Here is a 16,751-nt window from a genome sequence, read left to right as displayed (position 1 = left end):
GGGGGGAAGGCGTACCCCCCTCCCTAACCCTCCCCCCCAAGGGGGGAGGGAACAAGACCGGCCTCACGCTTAATCCTTGCTCGCTTCGACCTTCTCAACGCCCGCCACGCGGCCTTCCGCACGTCCTCGTCGTCGCCGGCGGCCGCGCCGACCTCCGCTAGCACCGCCTCCGCGTCGGCGGACGCGAGGAAGCCCAGGCCCTCGACCGCGCCCAGGCGGGCCGGCTCTGCGGCCTTACGGTCCCGCGCCACCTTCGCCAGTGTCGGCACGTCCTTCTCGGCGAGCAGCGTCGGCAGCGCGAGCGGCTGGTAGTGCGGCGTCGCCGCGTTCGCCTTCGCCACGCCCGACGATTTCGCCGACGTGCTGAGCCGCGAATAGATCGGCCGGTCGGCGAAGAAGTCCGGGGCGATTTTCGCCGCGTGCGCCGGGGCCAGCTTCGCCAGCACGCCGGCCGCGAACGCCCGCGAGTCCGTGTTCCCGGACCGCAACAGCGCCTCGACCCCGGCCGTGACCGCGGGCGTCGCCGTCGTCACGCACTGCAACACCCGACGGCGGACGGAATACATCCACGAGTCCAGCGGCCGGGCGGTCACGATCTCGACGAGCAGCTTCTCCGCGACGCCGAACCGCGACGCGGGCCAGAGGAGATCTTCGAGCGCGACCTCGGTATCGCGGACGGCCGCCTCCGCCGCTTCGGACTGGTCCGGCCCGCTGGCGCGGGCGAGGCGGTCGCGGTTGGCCTGCCACTGCTGCCACCACTTGTCGACGGCCGCCTCGACCGCCGACCTTACTTTGGAAGAAATCGAATCCGAGCGCCCGAGCATCCGGGCGACGGCCTTCACCGTCTGCGGGTTCTCGGCGGCGAGCGCCTTCGCCATCACGTCGTCCGGCGGGGTCGGCCGGGCCGACAGAATGCCCTCGATGCCGGCCTGCGCGTCCGCGGCCGTCTTCGGGAGCGTTTGCAACAGCCGCAGCGTGTCGCCCCGCTCGCGCAGAACTTTGAACACGTCCACGTCGGCCTTGCCGAAGGAATCCCACGCCCGGTCCTCGGTCGTTTCGAGGGCCGCGTAGTACGGCTCCAGCGAGCCGTGGCCGAACGCCTTCACGGCCGCGTCGAACGCCGCGTTCGCCACGTCGGAATCGGAGTCCTTCCGCAGCCGGTCGAGAATCGCGTCGCGGCTCGCCGGGTTGGAATCGTGGCCCAGTTGTTCGACCGCCGCCATCCGCGTCCGCCAGTTCGGGCTTCGCGTCGCGGTGCGGATTAGCGTCCACCCGGCGGGCGAGTCGAACCACCGCAGGCCGATCAAGGCCCGCCGGGCGACGCCGTCCATCGGCGACTTCGCGAGCCGATCGAGCAGCTTGCCGATCTCCTCGGCCCGCGGCGACTTCCGCATGTGGCCGAGGGCTTCCGCCGCGGCTTCCTGCAGGGCGTGCCCGTTCTCGCCGGCGAACCGCAGCAGCACGTCCACGGCCCGCGGGTCGGCCAACTCGCCGAGCGCGAGGACGGCGTTCTGCCGCATCGCCACGTCGTCCAGGTACTCGAGGCTCGACAGCAGCACCTGCAAGCCCTCGGCCCGCCCGCCGCGGGCGAGGCTCTCCGCCGCCGTGAACTGCGTCGCCGGGTCCTTGTGGCGGAGTGCCTTCAACAAGGCGTCGGCCGGGCCGTTCCGCTTCCGCAGACGCCAGCCGCTGACGCCGAGCGCCCGTGTCCGCACGGTCGCGTCCGGGTTCGTCGCGAGCGTCGCGAGGACGGGATCGACGGCGGTGCCGCGCGACCCCTCGGCGGCGGGCAGCAGCTCGACGACGCGGGAGGTCAGCCCGGCGGCGAGCAAACGGTCGAGGAGCTTCGCCAGCAGGTCCGGCCGCCGCGGGTGCTGCTCCTTCTCGGCCTTCGCGAACGCGGCCTCCTCGTCCGGGTGAATGATGGCCTGGTCGAACCCGCTGACCGCCTCCAGCGCGGTGAGCGCCGCCGACTGCCACTCCTTGCGGTCGGACATCTTCAACAGCCGGTCGGCGATGTCCGGGTTGCGGAACCCGCCGGCCGCGGCGAACAACTCGCCGCTGACGGCCGTGCCGGTCGGGTCGGTCTCGACGCGGTCGAGCAACACGTTCGCCGCCCGCTTGTCGCCGAGCGCGACGAGCGCAGAAACGATCCGTCGCTGCACGCCGGCGTCGGTCGCCTCCTTCAAGAGCGCGGCCAGCACGTCGAACGCGGCCGGGTCCTTCTTCGTGGCAAGCTCGACCGCCGCCGCCTGCCGGACGTGGCGGTAGCGCGATTCGACGGCCCGCCGCAGGTGCTTCTGCGCGTCGGCCGAGCGGTCGTACTCGGCGGCGAGCCACGCGACGGCCTGCTCGCGGAGCTTCTCGTTCACGGCGTCGAGCGCCACGGCCGCCACCGCGGCCTGCCCCTTCGCCTTCGCGAGCAGCTTCGCCGCCTCGACGGCCAGCGCGTCGGTCCGGGACAGCAGCACCCGCTCCAGCACGGCGTCGCCGTCCGTCCCGGTCGTGCCGTCGGTCAGCAGTTCCAGCCCCTTCACGCCGAGGTCGGTGTGCCCGGCCTCGAGCGCGTCGGCGGCGAGGGCGGTCTTGTCGAGGTTCAGCGCCAGCAGGTGCTCGAACGCCTGCGTTCGCACCGGCTGGTTCGGGTCGCCGAGGGCCTGCGTCAGCACCGGCCGGGCGGCGCGGGCCGCGTCCGTGTCGGCCGACGCGATGGCGAAGATGCGCGACAGCGCCGTCTGTCGGACGCGGGCCGTCGCCGGCGTCGCGGCCGCCGAGCCTTGCTCGCGGACGAGGCCGACGTACGCCCCGAACGCGAGTTCGCGCAACTCCGCGGCCGTGAGCTTCGCCTTCACCGCCTTCAACTTCGCCCGCGCCGCCTCCACCTCCGCCGCGTACCGGCGGGCGAACACGGCCCACGACTGGTCCCACTTCGCCTGCTCCTTCAGTTGAAGGAACCGCGTCAGGTTGCACGCCCGCGCCCGCAGCAGCGGCGGGCCGAACGCGAGTACCGCGGCCAGCCGCTCGACCACGTCGGCGGCGACGGTCCACGCGGTCTGATCGCCGCGGTCGTTGACGGCCTGCACGACGAACGCGCGGAACGCGGCCGGGTCGTGGAACGCCTCCAGCCCCTCGGCCGCGGTCAACCGCACCCGCGGGGCGCGGGCCGAGAGGGCTTGCAACAACAGGTCCGGCTGCCCGTCGGCGTCCGCGAGTTCGAGCAGCAGGTGAAGGAGCAGCGCCTGGCGGCGGAGGTCGTCCGCCGGCGCGTCGAGGAACGGCGCGAGCCGCCCGGCCCCGGCCCGGCCGAGGGCGGCGACCATGTTCACCTGCCCGGCGACCGCGACCCACTTCTCGGCGTCCGGCGTGAGCAGCAGCGGGTGAACCGTCACGTCCCCCTTCAGCGCGAGGGCGTGGGCGGCATAAATCCGGACCACCGGGTCGGCGTGGGACATCGCCCGCCGCAGCCCCGCCGCGCCGTCGGCCGGGGTGCATTCGCTCAGGGCGATCGCGGCCGCGTGACGGAGGCTCTCGTGCTTGCTATCGAGCAAGGCGAGCAGGTCGCGGAAGACGGATTCGTCGCCGAGGTCGGTGAGGGCGACGAGCGCGGCGTCGGCGTGCCGCTTCCACGCGGAGACTTCCCACTCGGCGGCCGGCTCCGGGGCGAACGCGAACGCCCGCAGGACCGGCAGCGCGGCCGGGTCGCCGAGCTTCGCCAGGGCCGCGGCGGCCCCGAGCCGCACGTCGGCCCGGTCCGCGGCGAGCGCCTGCCGCAGCGCGTCCGTGGCCTGGTCGTCCACCAGCGACCGCAGGGCGAGCATTCGCACGTCGTGGTCGGCGTCGGCCAACGCGCCGACGATCAAAGTTTGCGCCGCGGCCGTGTGCTTCTTGATGAGGCCGTCGAGCGCCAGCTTCCGAGCGTCCGGGTACTTCGACTTCAGCGCCGCCTCCAGCGGGGCCAACTCCTTCGACTTGCGGGTCGCGGCGGCGAACGCCTCGCTTCGTTGGCCTGGGTCCGGGTCGTCGAAGAACTCGTACAGGAACGGCGTGGCCCACGGGTCGTTGGCGCGGGCGACCACTTCCGTCAGCACCTCCTTGCGAACGTCCGCGTGGATCGACCGGCGGGCGAACCGCAGCGTCGCCTCCCCGCCGCCGCCGGCCTGCTGGTTCAGCACCGCCTTGAACGCCTCGGACCGCACCGCCGCGGCCGCGTCGTTGAGCGCGCGGAGGAGCAACTCCTGCCCGTCGGCCCCGGCCTTCGTCGCGTCCAACAGCGTTTGCAGCGCCCGCCGCCGCACGTCCGGCTCGGCCGCGGCCAGCCCCGCTTCTGCGGCGGCCAGCGGCGTCCGCTCGTTCAGCTTCGCCACGGCCGTGTACGCCGCGTCGCGGACCGACGGCTGCGGGTCGTTCAGCAGCGAGTTCAGCCGGTTGACCGCCCGCGGGTCGCCGAGCGCGGCGAGCGCCCGGCACACGTCCACGCGGGCCTCGGTGCTCTCCTCGCGGCTGAGTTGGAGGAGCAGCGCGAACGCCCGCGGGTCGCCGAGCAGGGCCAGCCCCTTCGCCCCGCGGAGGCAGGTGTCGAGCGCCCGGCTCGCCGTCGCTTGCAACAGCGTGTCGAAGTCGGCCGCAACTAACTCACCCTTCGCCCGCGCGCTGACCTTCGGCGGGGCCTTCTCGCTCTTTTCGATCTCGTTCAGCTGCCGATGAATTTCCGCGTCCGTCGCACGGAGGAACTCCGCGAGGGCCGGCCGCGACAGCAGCGAGAGGAGGAACGCGACCTTCCGCACGCCGGGGTCGTCGTCCTCGAGCCGCCGCCGCACGGCCGACTGCACGCGGGCGTCGGCGAGCTGGCCGCGCTCGAAGGCGCGGGTCAGCGCGAGCGCGCGGAGGTCGCCGTGAGTTGAAGTCAGCGCGACGAGGCCGGCCTGCGGCGAGGCCGGCTCGAAGACCGTTTCCAGCGCCGCGAGCGCGGCCTTCCGCACGTCCCACGTGGCGGCGTCGAGGGTAGCCGTCAGCCGAGCGAGCGCCTGGTCGTCGGCCTTCGCCAACGGTTCGAGGGCCTTCACGGCCAGCACGCCGATGTCCGCGTGGCCGGTCTTCAGGGCGAGGTCGATCGGCTTGAAGTCGGCCGCGCCGAGTTGGTTCGCGAGGCCCTGGAAGACCTGCACGCGGACCTTGCCGTCGGCGTGGCCGATGTACGGTTCGAGCAGCGCCACGGCCCGCGGGTTCTTCACCCAGCCGAGGATTTTCGCCGCCTGCACCTTCAGCGCGGGGTCCGGGTCCTTCTCGACCTGCTTCGCGATCAGCTCCAGCGACGCCGTGTCGTTCCAGTCCCACAGCTTCTTCAACGCCGCCTCGCGCCGCTTCGCCTCGAACTGGAGGCCGAGTTCATACGCGGCCCAGTCGAGCGCGCCGAACGCCTTGATCTTGCAGTCGTCGTCGATCCGCCCGTCCTCGGCGAAGCGGAAGAGCCGCAGCGAGTTGTCCTCGCACGCGACCACCAGCGTCGGCAGGCTAGCGGCGACCTTCACGAGCGCCACGACCTTCGCGACGTTGTCCTTCAGCGTCGCGGGCTTGATGCCGCCGACGCGGGGCCAGTTCTTGACCGCCGCGTCGCGGCCGCCGGTCAGGAACCGCTCCGGGTCGTGGCACAGCATCGCCGTGACGAGGTCGTCGTGGTTGTTGCCGCGGCCCTTGTCCTCCGGCTCGAGCCGGCCGCGGGCGAACGTGCTGAGCAGTTTGTGGTCCGCCCCGGCGGAGAAGAACCGCAGCTCCTCCGGCTCGAACAGGAGCGCCGTGACCGCGCCGTCGTGCAGCTTCTCGCTCTCGGCCGGCTCGAACTCCGGCTTGTCCTGCCCGTCGAACACGGCGACCGTGCCCTTCGCCGTGCCGACGGCGAGCCACTGGCCGGTCTTGTCGGCGGCGAGGCACGTCCCGACTTCCGGCAGTTCCAGCGATTGCAACAAGCTGCCGTCGTTGCGGGAAAGGAACGCGAGCTGCTTGCCGGCGACGACCGCCAGCCGGTCGCCGCTGACGGGTAGCACGGCGGCGATGGCGTCCGCGAACGGCTCGCCGAGCGACTTCGGGGCTTTCTCGACCTTGTAGACGCGACGGTCGGTGCCGCCGACGTACAGGGCGGTCGGGTCGGCGGCGAGTGCCACGCCGCCGCACGGCAGCGGCGTCTCGGCGAGGAGCATCCGGTCCGCGTCGAGCCGGTAGACGGCGGTCGGCTGCCCCTCCGGGTGGCGGGTGACGAACGCGACCGCGCCGCCGCCGCCGACGGCCGCCGTGATGTCGCCGCGATACGGGAAGTGGCGTTCGAGGGGCATGGGAGAAAACCTTTTTTACCGCGGAGGGCACACATATTCCTCGTCCCGAACGTCTCGTTCGGGACGCCGCGTTCGCGAACCTCTGGTTCGCGAACAAGGGGCGCTGTCCATCGAATCGACGGCGAGCGTCACGGCGTAAGCGTGACATATTTCAGACTGGGTGGCGGTCGGCCGCTGTCTCTTCTAGAACCCTGAGCGGTAGCGACGGGGTGAAAGGCCCTCACCCCGTCGCTACCGCTCAGGGTTCTACCGGCGTTGGCATCCCGTCGCCGTGATTCGGAGACACGTCACGCTACGCCGCGACGCTCGCCGTTCTGCCGCCATCGGCGGGAAGGCCGCCGTCCTCCGCCGCAAACGAGACGTTTGCGGCGTCGCGTCCCGAACCGGAGGTTCGGGACGAGGCATTCCTCATGTGCCCGCTGCGGTAAGCATCCTTCTCTTGATCCGCGTGACCGCCACCAGGCACGCGGCGCGTTCGCTCAGGCCGCGGCTGGTCATGAACTCCTCCAAGAGCGGCAGCACGCCGGCCGCGAACGCCGGGTCGTCGAGCGCCAGGTCGCGCATCGTCTCGACCGCGTCCAGCTTCGCCCGGCGGGCCGGGATCGGCTTCGCCGACACGACCGTCTTGTCCTTCTCCTCGGGTTCCGGCTCCGTCGTCCGCGACTTCTCCGGCGGCCCCGGCGGTAGCTCGAACAGCACGCGGCGGAGGAACGCGGCCAGCGTCGGCGCGGGGGCCGGCCACTTCTCCGGGCGGACCGGCACGCCGTCGCCCTGCGCGGCCTCGAACTTCTCCGCGGCCTTCTTCGCCCTCGCGCCGACCTGCGGCTTCGGCGGGGCCGGCGGCTTCCAGCCGGGCGTCAGGTAGCGGTCGCGGTACGCCGCCCAGAGGGCGCGGATCACGAACGCCCGCACCCGGCGGTCGGTGCTCTCGGTCAGGCGGAACAGCTCCTCCGGGACGCGGAGGTTGGGCAGCCGGCGGATCAGCTCCATGCCGAGGCCGCGGGTCTCGTCGTCCGGCGACTCGCAGAACCGGTACGCCGCCGCGGGTGCGAGGGATGCCGGGTCGATGCGGAACGGCTTCGTTTCGGGCGTGGCGTCCGCAAGGAGAGCCTTCGCCACGAAGCGGCGAACGTCGGCGAACGGGTTCTCGCTCATCTGCACGAGGTCGTCGGCCGGCGGGTTCCACCGGGCGAACTCCCACTTGCACAGCTCCAGCGCGAAGTCGCGGATCGGCTTGCGGCTCTCGCGGAGCAGCGGCTCGACGCGCGGCCACGTCAGGAAGCTCGCCGGAATCTCCGCGCCGGGATCGACGGGGCGGTCCGTCTCGTGCTGGCAGATGGCCGGGTGGTGCCGCTTGACGTACTTGCGGGCGAACTCGCCGAGCGGGGCGTCGGCCGGGCCGGGGGCGGACACCATCGCCCACAGCCGCTCGCACCCGGCGAGCGTCCGGTCGGCGGACGCCGGGGCCGCCGACTGGCCGCTGAGCATTTCGAGGAACCGCGTCTCGGAAATGATCTGGATGTTCGCCCCGGCCGCGTTCAGTTCCTCGGCCTTGACCTGCTTGCTGCCCTTCTTGCCCTTCCCGTACAGCGGCGACCCGTCGTCGCCGATGACGAGGTACGCGAGCGTCTTCGTCACCGACCCGGCGACCGTGCCGTTCGCGTCTTTGACCTTCCCCTCGGCGGCGTCGCGGGTCATGGTCGCGAGCTTGCCGGTGAAGAGGAAGCTGGCTTTCTTCAGGTCCGCGGGGGCCGCCGTGGCCCCCGGCACGGTCGTGCCGGGGCTTTGGTCGGGGGGGGCGAAGTCCGCCGGGGTGAACGAGCGGATCATCCGGTCCGTCGCGAACGTGTGGTACGTCGGCTCGCCGCGGGCCACGAGCTTCATCAGCCAGTCGAACCCGAGGTCGGCCGTCGAGAACACCCGCACGTCGCTCATCCAGGCGAGGATGCGCGCTGCGCGGCCCTCGTCGAACGCCAGCGCGTCGGCCCACGCGCCGTTCCTCGCCTTAAAGTCGGCCAGCCACGGGTCGGCGTCGTACTCCGGGTGGAACGCGAGCGCCTTCCAAAACTCGACGCCGAGCGCCTGCGGCTTCAGCTTGCCGTGAACGACCCAGGAATCGACGACGTTGATCGTGACGTGCGGGAGGACCGGGAGCAGGGCCAGGAACCGCAGGTCGTCGCGGGGGATCGTGGCGAGGTCGAACTTCGCCAGCGACTCTTCGCCGAACGCGAGCAGGTCGTCGAGTTCGTCCTCTCGCATTGCCGCCCGGCGGATCAGATCGACGAAGTACCCGACCCCCAACGACGGCAGCGGGTGGACCTTCGGCAGCAGCTTCTTGACGAACTCGAACGCCTCGGCGTGTTGCGTCAGCAGCCGGTCGCGGAACCAGTCGGGCGTCAGGTCCTTCGGGCCGAACGCCTTCACCAGCACGTCCGCGGCGAACGCATGGCCGTGGTCCGTCTCCAGCAGTTGGCCCCACGCGGCGAGGCCCACGTCCTTCCGCGGGTCCCGCTCGCCGAGCAGGTCCCGGGCCAGCTTCCGCACGGCGTCAGAGTCGTTGTTCGCCAGCCGCACCAGCGTTTCGACCGACAGGTCGCGGGCGTGGGTGCGGGCGTACTCGGCGGCGTACTTCCGGGCCGCGTCGCTCGGCGAGTCGAACAGCGCCAGCACCGCGTCGTGCAGCCCCAACTTGCGGAACGCCCCCTGCTCGAACTTCGGCACGTTCTGCAGAATCCAGACGATGAAGTCGTGGACGGCCGCGCTCGAGATGGTCGCCAGCCGCGCCACCCACGCCGGCTCGACCTCGCGGAGGACCGGCTTAAAGTCGGCCTTCAGTGCGGCCGTCGCGAACTCGCGGACGAAGTCCGCCTTCGCACGCTCCAGCAGCGCGAACAGCGGCCGCGGCGACCGCTTCCACAGGTCGGCGAACGCCCGGTGTTTCAGCTCGCCCGGCGACGGGTTGTCGCGGTAGCCCCACGAGAAGCTCGACCGGCCGTAGTTCTTTTTCCCGTGGAAGAACAGGTGGTTCGCGATCCACGTCGTCTTGAGGTTCGCCTCCTCCGGGTACGCGGCGAGGAAGTCCGTCGCCACGTCCGCGAACGAGACGGGCAGTTGCACGGCCACGCGGCGAAGGTACCGCCACGCCCGACGGACGAGGTACGCCAGCGTCGCCCCGCTGACCACGCCCCGCTCGTGGCCGGAGAACGCGGCGTCGAACCGGGCGGCGAGCGCGCCGTAGACCTCCGTGTCGTGCTTCGCTTCCGCTTCCTTGAAGATGCGCTTCAGCGCCCGCCACGGGCCGTACACGAGCGGGACGTGGGCGATCACGTCCAGCAGCATCTCGCGGGCGAACGGGTCGTTCGCGTTCCACAACTCCAGGATGATTTCGTGCGCCTTGAGCCGGTCCGGCAGCTTCACCTCGGCGTCGGCGGCTTCGATGGCCTTCAACCGCTCGACGCGGGCGTGCCCTTGCTGGTCCTTCGGCAGCCGCTTGAAGTCCCACGACTTGAGGTACGCCAGCCACCGCTCGAACGTCGGCGCGCCGTCGCGGACCGGCGTTTCCGGCTGCGGGTCGTCCTGCATGGCGAGCCGGCCGAGGAGCGGGACGAACGCCGGGTCGCGGGCGTCCCACGCCTTGCGGAGTTCGGCGAGGGTGAGGGTCGCACTCACGGGAGGCTCGGGGAGGGGAAAGTGAACCCGGAGGGAGGGGTCGCCTCCCTCCGGGCGGCTCGACGCGACGGCGCGTTAACTACCTGACCTGGAACATGGACGGCTCACGGGACCGCCGGCATACTGCTCATGCGCAGGCCGGTGGAACCACGATCCGCGGGGTTGTCCCAGGCCACCGGCCTGCGCATGAGCAGTATGCCGATAGCGGTCCTGGAACAGCCGTCCTTGTGTCGCATGGCAAGCCATGTGCTCGGGTGACGCAACATCACCCCGCCGCAGGGCGGCGAGCTTAAGCGATCACCGGCGCGTCGAGTGGGAGCGGTTATACCGGCGTTCAGAAGTGGACGCAAGCACCGAAGTGGGAAAATGTCGGAGGCCGCGGTTTATCCCCGGCGGCCCCCTTCCAACGTCACTCCGCCAGCCGGTCGGCGGCCTCTTCCTTCATGTCCCGCAGTTCCTTCGGCAGTTGCGGCTCCACCCGGCCGAGCACGTCGCCGCACACCTGGTAGCGGAAGTTCCCGATCGACACCTCGTCGCCGGGGTGCAACTTCCCCTCCGCCAGCTTCTTCCCGTTGATGCGGATGCCGTTCGTGCTGCCGAGGTCGCGGATCACCAGGTAGTCGTTCACCTGGGCCAACACGCAGTGCCGGCGGGACACCTTCTTGGAGTTGAGCTGCACGTCGCACTCGGCGTGCCGGCCGAACAGCATGATCGGCTTGTCCAGGAGGATGCTCGGGCCGTCGGTGAGGGACAGTAAGTGTGCGGGCATGGTCGCCGTTTCTTCGGGTGAGGTGGGATGATCTCACTTTACTCTACAGTCTCGGCAGCCGCCAACACCTGTTCCCACGGCACGGCCGCCAGGACCGTCACCCGCCCGGCCGGGAGGCCGGCGAAGAGCGTCTTGCCGTCCGCCGAGAACGTGAGGCCGCTCGGCCCCCGCTCGAACGGCCGGCCGGAGCCGGGGAACTCGACGCGATACGTCGCCGCCCCTTCCTCTTCCGTCGGGAAGAACACGACCCGCCCGACTTCATCCCGGTACAGGGCGTACCAGCCGTTCGGCGTGAACCCGTAGACGCGGGGCATGTTGTTCTCGCTCATGCCGCCGTCGTCGTAGGGCAGCTCCCGCCACTCGGACGGCAGCGAGACGTGCCCCAGCCGGGCCGGACCGAACGTGCCGTGCTCCACGTCGTGCAGGGCGACGATGACCCACCCGCTGTCGGGGTCGAGCACCTCGACGTTCATCATCTCGTAGAAGTCTTCGGGATCGACGTCCGACTCGACGCCCTCGAAGACCTCCTCGCGAAGCACCCGCCGCCGCTGCCGGGTCAAGTCGAACTCGATGAACTCTTGGTCTTCCGTCAGGCAGACCCACTTCGACCCGTCGCGGGAGAACCCGCCGTGCCGCACGTTCGTCCCCGTCGTCACCGTCTTCAGCGGGTCCTTCTTCGCGTCCCAGTCGATCCGCAGCAGCGTGGAACTCTCGCCGGTGACGGCGTGCTTCCCGTCCGGGCTGACGTGGAACTGCGAGAACACGAGCGGGTCGCCGTGCCGGGTGAGCGTGTTCGTCCGCCAGTTCCAGTGGACGAGGTGGTTCGACCAGTACCCGGCGAAGCAGCTCCCGCCGTCCGGCCCGAGGGCGATGCCGTTGAGCGTGTTGCCGAGGACGTGGTCCGACACGACCCGCTCACCGGTCGCGAGATCGAGGTAGACGAGCCGGTTCGCGTCGTTCGTGCCGACCAGCCCGCGGCCGTCCGCCGTCGGCTTCATGGTGGAACCGCCGACGCCCCGTTGCACGAGCGGGACCGGCACCGGCTTGCCGTCCTGCTTCGCGTCGGCACACGGGCCGCACGTCTCGCCCGTCCACGCGATGGCCTCCGGCGTGCCGACCGCGCCGCACCCGCACACGGCGAGCGTGACCGGCTCGCCGTCGTCCTTCGACACGCGGACGACGGAGCCGGGGTAGACGCGGCACACCGCCGGCGGCTCCTCCGCGTCGTCGTCCTCGTCTTCGTCGCCGTCGTAGTCCGCGTCGTCGTGCCGGACGAGGTCGGCGAGGACGCGGACGTGCTTCCGCCCGGCCGGGTCGGTCCACCACGCCCCGTCGAGTCGCACGCCCTTCTTCTCGCGGTGGTGGAACTCCCCGTCCGCGGACTCTACCTGTTCGACGAGTTCCGACAGGTCCGTGTCGGTCGGGCCGAGGACGGGCTTCTTACTTCCTGCGGCCGCGGCCTTCACGCCGTCGCGGAGGACGGCCGCGAGGTCGGCCGGCGTCGGGTCCAGTAGGAGTCGGTCGAACGCCACGGCCGGCCCTCCGGGGGTGGTATGGGGTTACTCCGCCGGTTGCGGCGGCGGGTCGTCCTCGGCCCGCGGCGGGGCGGCGGCCTCGTCCTCATCCCGGTCGTGCTCGACCTGCGGCTTGATCGCGTGCCGTTGCAGCTGCTTGTTCAGCGACCGCAGGTAGAAACTCGCCGTCACGGACATCAGCCCGCCGAGGACGAGGCCGGCCCACCAGATGGTGGCGTACGTCTTCCCGGCCCCCTTCTTGGCGAGCGACAGCGGCACGACCTTCCTCACCTGCTGCACCTCGGTGAAGAACTGGTTGCCCTCGGCCTTCGGGAACAGCACGTCCATCGCGACCTCCGCCTCGATCGTCTTGTCCTGCAGCCGGTCGTCCGCGGGGACGGTCAGCTTCGCCCAGATCCACGGGTGTGTGTGCTTCTCGCGGGACTTCACGCTCATCGACTGGCCCCACGTCGCGTCGGCCGCGGCCGCCGCGACCTTCAGGTCCGGCACGCCGAGGTCGGCCGCGTTCGCGATCGTGACCTTCGGCGGCGAGTACGGCAGGTTCTGAATGACCATCTCCATCCGCCGCATCTCGTTCTGGTCGATGATGACCTTCCCGGCCGCGTCCTTCTTGAAGTTCATGTTTTTGAACGCGTCCGCCATCGACACCGACCGCCAGTAGCTCTTCACGCAGTCGATCCGGTCCGGGAAGTAGACCTTCACCTCGTCGCCCGGCGACACCACGTCCGGCTTCGTGTCGGCGTTCAGCGGCAGGTTGTTCATCGTCTGGTAGATCATCGGCGCGAGCGCGACGACGGCGGCGAGCGCCCCGAGGCCGAGGCCGAGCCAGTGCGGGAACCCCATCGGGCCGGGCGGCGGCTCGAGCTGCGACCGGTCCCCCTCCTTCGTCACCTCCATCGTGCCGGCGTCGATCCAGCCCTCGGAGACGGCGACGTTCTTCGCCAGGTCGCTGTTCGGGTTGCCGACGGCGATGAAGAAGTTGAGCAGGGCCGCCCCGGCCAGGACCGCGGCGACGATGATCGCCGGGAGGTTGCCGGCCAGCACGTAGGTCGCGCCGAGGACGACGACGGCCGCGACGGGGACGATCGTGCCGCCGCCGATCCACCCGTGTTGCTTGGCCTTCACCTGCCCGACCATGTCCGGCTGGACGCGGCCGCACGTCGGGCACGGGCGGACGTCCACCTCGTTCTCGACGGCCTTCTCGACGTTCCGGTTGGCCGTCTCGTAGGCGGCCCGCTCGGTGCCGCCCTGGCCTTGGACCTTCCGCTCGAACCGGTAGCGGTACTCGCACCCGCAATCGACGCACTTGTGGACCTTCCAACACTTCACGTTCGCGGTAACGGTGAACGTCGTGGCCATGCGAGCTCTCCCTGGGGATGGCGGTCGGCGGCAATGATACCAGGAACCGCCGCGGGTGAACAGGAGTCCGTGTCCCGTGGAACCCGGAGCGGAAGCGATGGGGTGAGTGACCCACACCCCATCGCTTCCGCTCCGGGTTCCACGATTGGATGCCCGGCGGCCGCCGCTTCTAAACCGCGACAGCGACGTTATCATGACCCGATGCACTCTCCCCCCGAGGTCCCGGTCGTCGATTGGCGGCGGGTGATCCTCCTCGCCCTGCCGGCCCTCGCCCAACAGTACCTGCTGCTGTTCATCCAGCACTACGACCAGTACCTCGCCGGGCCGTTCTCCGAGGCGCACAAGGCGGCGCTGAACACGGCGAACTACATCTACTGGCTGACCACCTGCTACGCCGTCGTCGTCAGCGCCGGGGCCACGGCCCTCGTCGGCCGGTTCTTCGGGGCCGGCGACCGGAAGATGGCCGACCACGCCACCGGACAAGCGATCTTCCTCGCCGTCGTGATGGGCCTCGCCGCCACCGTCGTCGCGCTGCCGTTCCTCCCGGAACTGCTCTCGCTGTTGAAGTTAAAGGACGACGCCCCGCAAATCGCCGCGGAATATCTCGCGCCGCTCGTGCTGTTGCTCGTCATGCAGCTCGTGGAAACCGGCGGCATCGCGTGCCTGATCGGGGCCGGGGACACGCGGACCGGGCTGTACGTCCTCGCCGGCGTGGTCCTCGTGAACGTGCCGGTGGCGTTCGCCTTGTCCCGCGACCTGCTCGGCACGCACCTCGGGTTCGTCGGCATCGCGTGGGGGACGGCCATCAGCCACACCGTCGGCGGCCTCGTCGTGCTGGCGCTCTTGGTCCGCGGCCGGTCCGGGCTGAAGCTGACGGCGGCGAACCTGCGGCCGGACTTCCCGCTGCTCGGCCGCCTGTTGCGGGTGAGCGTGCCCGCCGCCATCGACAGCATGTCGATCGCGCTGTGCCAGCTCTGGTTCCTGCGGATCGTCAACGACCTGGGGAACGACGCGGCGTCGGCCCACGGGATCGCGCTGCGGTGGGAGGCGTTCGGCTACCAGGCCGGCGGCGCGTTCGGCACGGCTTCGATGGCGATCATCAGCCAGAACCTGGGGGCCGGCCGGCCGCACGCGGCGGCCCGCGGCGGGTGGATGATGTTCGCCGCCGCGTGCGGGGTGATGTCGTTCATGGGGCTGATGTTCGTGCTGTTCGCGTGGCCGATGTGCCGGTTCTACAGCCCGAACGACGACGCGGTCGCGGCCCTCGGCGTGCAGGCGCTCCGCACGGTGGCGTTCGCGATGCCGGCGCTGGCGGCCGCGATCGTGTTCACGCAGGCGCTGCGGGGGGCGGGCGACACCCGCGTGCCGGTGCTGTTCTCGTGGAGCGGGTTCCTGATCGTCCGCATCCCGCTGGCGTACTACTTCACGCAGAAGCAGCTGCACCTCGGCCCGCTGGGGACGGTGGCCGGGCTGGACATGGGCCTGTTCGGGGCGTGGCTGGCGATGTTCGCCGACCTGTGGGTCCGCGGGCTGCTGTTCCTGGGCCGGTTCGCGAGCGGGAAGTGGAAACGGGTGAAGGTCTAAATAGTAGTAGGCACACTCCGTGTGCCGTCTGCTGTCGGCCGCAGCGGCTTCCACGAACTCGCCGACACGCCGAGAAGACGGCACACGGAGTGTGCCTACTACTATGTCAGCAGCGCCTTCACCACTTCTCCATGCACGTCCGTCAATCGAAAATCCCGCCCGGCGTGTCGGTACGTCAGCTTCTCGTGGTCGAGGCCCAGGCAGTGCAGGATCGTCGCCTGCAGGTCGTGGACGTGGACCTTGTTCTCGACGACGTGGAACCCCAACTCGTCCGTCTTCCCGTGACTCATCCCCGGCTTGACGCCGCCGCCGGCGAGCCACATCGTGTACGACTGCGGGTGGTGGTCCCGCCCCAAACTTCGCCCCAGGGCCGGGTTCGTCTCCACCATCGGCGTGCGGCCGAACTCGCCGCCCCACACCACGAGCGTGCTGTCGAGCATCCCCAACCGCTTCAGGTCCGCCACGAGCGCCGCCGACGCCTGGTCCGTGAGCTTGCAGTTGTTCTTCGAGTTCCCCGTCACGTCCGAGTGCGCGTCCCACCCCTCGTGGTAGACGTTCACGTACCGCACGCCCCGCTCGACCAGCCGCCGGGCCAGCAGGCACGCCCGCGCGAACGACGGCTTGTCCGGCTCGCACCCGTACAGGGCGAGCGTTTCCTTCGTCTCCTTCTTCAGGTCCATCAGCTCCGGGGCGGACGTTTGCAGTTGGAACGCCAGCTCGTACTGTGCGATCCGCGTCGCGATCTCCGGGTCGCCCACGTCGCCGAGGTGCTTCTTGTTCAGCTCGCCGACCACGTCGAGCGTGTCCCGCTGCAGCTTCGCGTCCACGCCGGGCGGGTTGGTCAAGTTCAGGATCGGGTCGCCCTGGTTGCGGAACCGCGTGCCGGTGTACGTGGTCGGCAGGAACCCGCTGGACCAGTTCGCGGACCCGCCGCTGATGCCGCTGCCGGTGCTCATGACGACGAACGCCGGCAGGTTCTTCGCCTCGCTGCCGAGGCCGTACAGCACCCAGGACCCGAAGCTCGGCCGGCCCGGTTGGCTAAAGCCGGTGTTGAAGAACAGCTGCGCCGGCGCGTGGTTGAACTGGTCCGTCGTCACCGACCGCACCAGGCACACGTCATCGACGACCTTCGCGAGATGGGGAAGGACTTCGCTGATCTCCGTGCCCGCCTGCCCGTGTTTCGCGAACTTGAACCGCGGGCCGAGGACCGCGGCGTCGGACCGGATGAACGCATACCGCTGCCCCTTGATGACCTCCGGCGGGATCGGCTTGCCTTCGAGCTTGGCGAGCTGCGGCTTGTGGTCGAACAAGTCGAGTTGGCTGGGCGCGCCGGCCATGAACAGGTGGATGACGGCCTTCGCCTTGCCGGGGAAGTGCGGCTTCTTCGGCGGCAGCGTCCCCGCCCGCGCGGTATCGCCGACGAGCAGCGACGCGAGCGCCGCCTTGCCGAGGCCGACGCCACAGTCGCGGAGGAAGTACCGGCGGGAAACGTCGGTGTGATTCATGGCG

7 protein-coding genes are annotated in these 16,751 nt (G+C 70.6%); 1 reads left to right on the top strand and 6 read right to left on the bottom strand.

The features are described from left to right. Nucleotides 1-23 precede the first annotated feature (23 nt). From AC5JJ2_RS12590 to AC5JJ2_RS12570, 5 genes are all read right to left on the bottom strand, one after another. Nucleotides 24-6,326, bottom strand: coding sequence for a HEAT repeat domain-containing protein (locus AC5JJ2_RS12590; RefSeq protein ID WP_495858340.1), 6,303 nt, complete (start codon nt 6,324-6,326; stop codon nt 24-26). Nucleotides 6,327-6,734: 408 nt separating this feature from the next. Then, nucleotides 6,735-9,995: a BRCT domain-containing protein gene (locus AC5JJ2_RS12585; RefSeq protein WP_495858339.1), complete on the bottom strand. Its 3,261-nt coding sequence runs from the start codon at nt 9,993-9,995 to the stop codon at nt 6,735-6,737. 409 nt (nt 9,996-10,404) lie between these two features. After that, nucleotides 10,405-10,764 carry an FHA domain-containing protein gene (locus tag AC5JJ2_RS12580; RefSeq protein ID WP_495858338.1) on the bottom strand — a complete coding sequence of 120 codons (360 nt, stop codon included), beginning with the start codon at nt 10,762-10,764 and terminating at the stop codon, nt 10,405-10,407. A gap of 38 nt (nt 10,765-10,802) precedes the next feature. Next, a complete protein-coding gene (locus AC5JJ2_RS12575) occupies nt 10,803-12,296 on the bottom strand; it encodes a WD40 repeat domain-containing protein (RefSeq protein ID WP_495858337.1) in 1,494 nt (497 codons plus the stop codon). 27 nt (nt 12,297-12,323) lie between these two features. Next, on the bottom strand, nt 12,324-13,658 hold the full coding sequence (locus tag AC5JJ2_RS12570) for a hypothetical protein (RefSeq protein WP_495858336.1): 1,335 nt from the start codon (nt 13,656-13,658) through the stop codon (nt 12,324-12,326). 201 nt (nt 13,659-13,859) lie between these two features. Here AC5JJ2_RS12570 and AC5JJ2_RS12565 point away from each other — a divergent pair, with 201 nt between their 5' ends. Then, nucleotides 13,860-15,242, top strand: coding sequence for an MATE family efflux transporter (locus AC5JJ2_RS12565; RefSeq protein WP_495858335.1), 1,383 nt, complete (start codon nt 13,860-13,862; stop codon nt 15,240-15,242). Between the two features lie 101 nt (nt 15,243-15,343). On the opposite strand, the gene AC5JJ2_RS12560 is transcribed toward AC5JJ2_RS12565, so the two are convergent. Continuing rightward, nucleotides 15,344-16,747 carry a DUF1501 domain-containing protein gene (locus tag AC5JJ2_RS12560; RefSeq protein ID WP_495858334.1) on the bottom strand — a complete coding sequence of 468 codons (1,404 nt, stop codon included), beginning with the start codon at nt 16,745-16,747 and terminating at the stop codon, nt 15,344-15,346. Nucleotides 16,748-16,751 lie beyond the last annotated feature (4 nt).

Source organism: Limnoglobus sp. (assembly GCF_059499385.1).
This window is presented reverse-complemented; position numbering and strand designations above follow the sequence as displayed.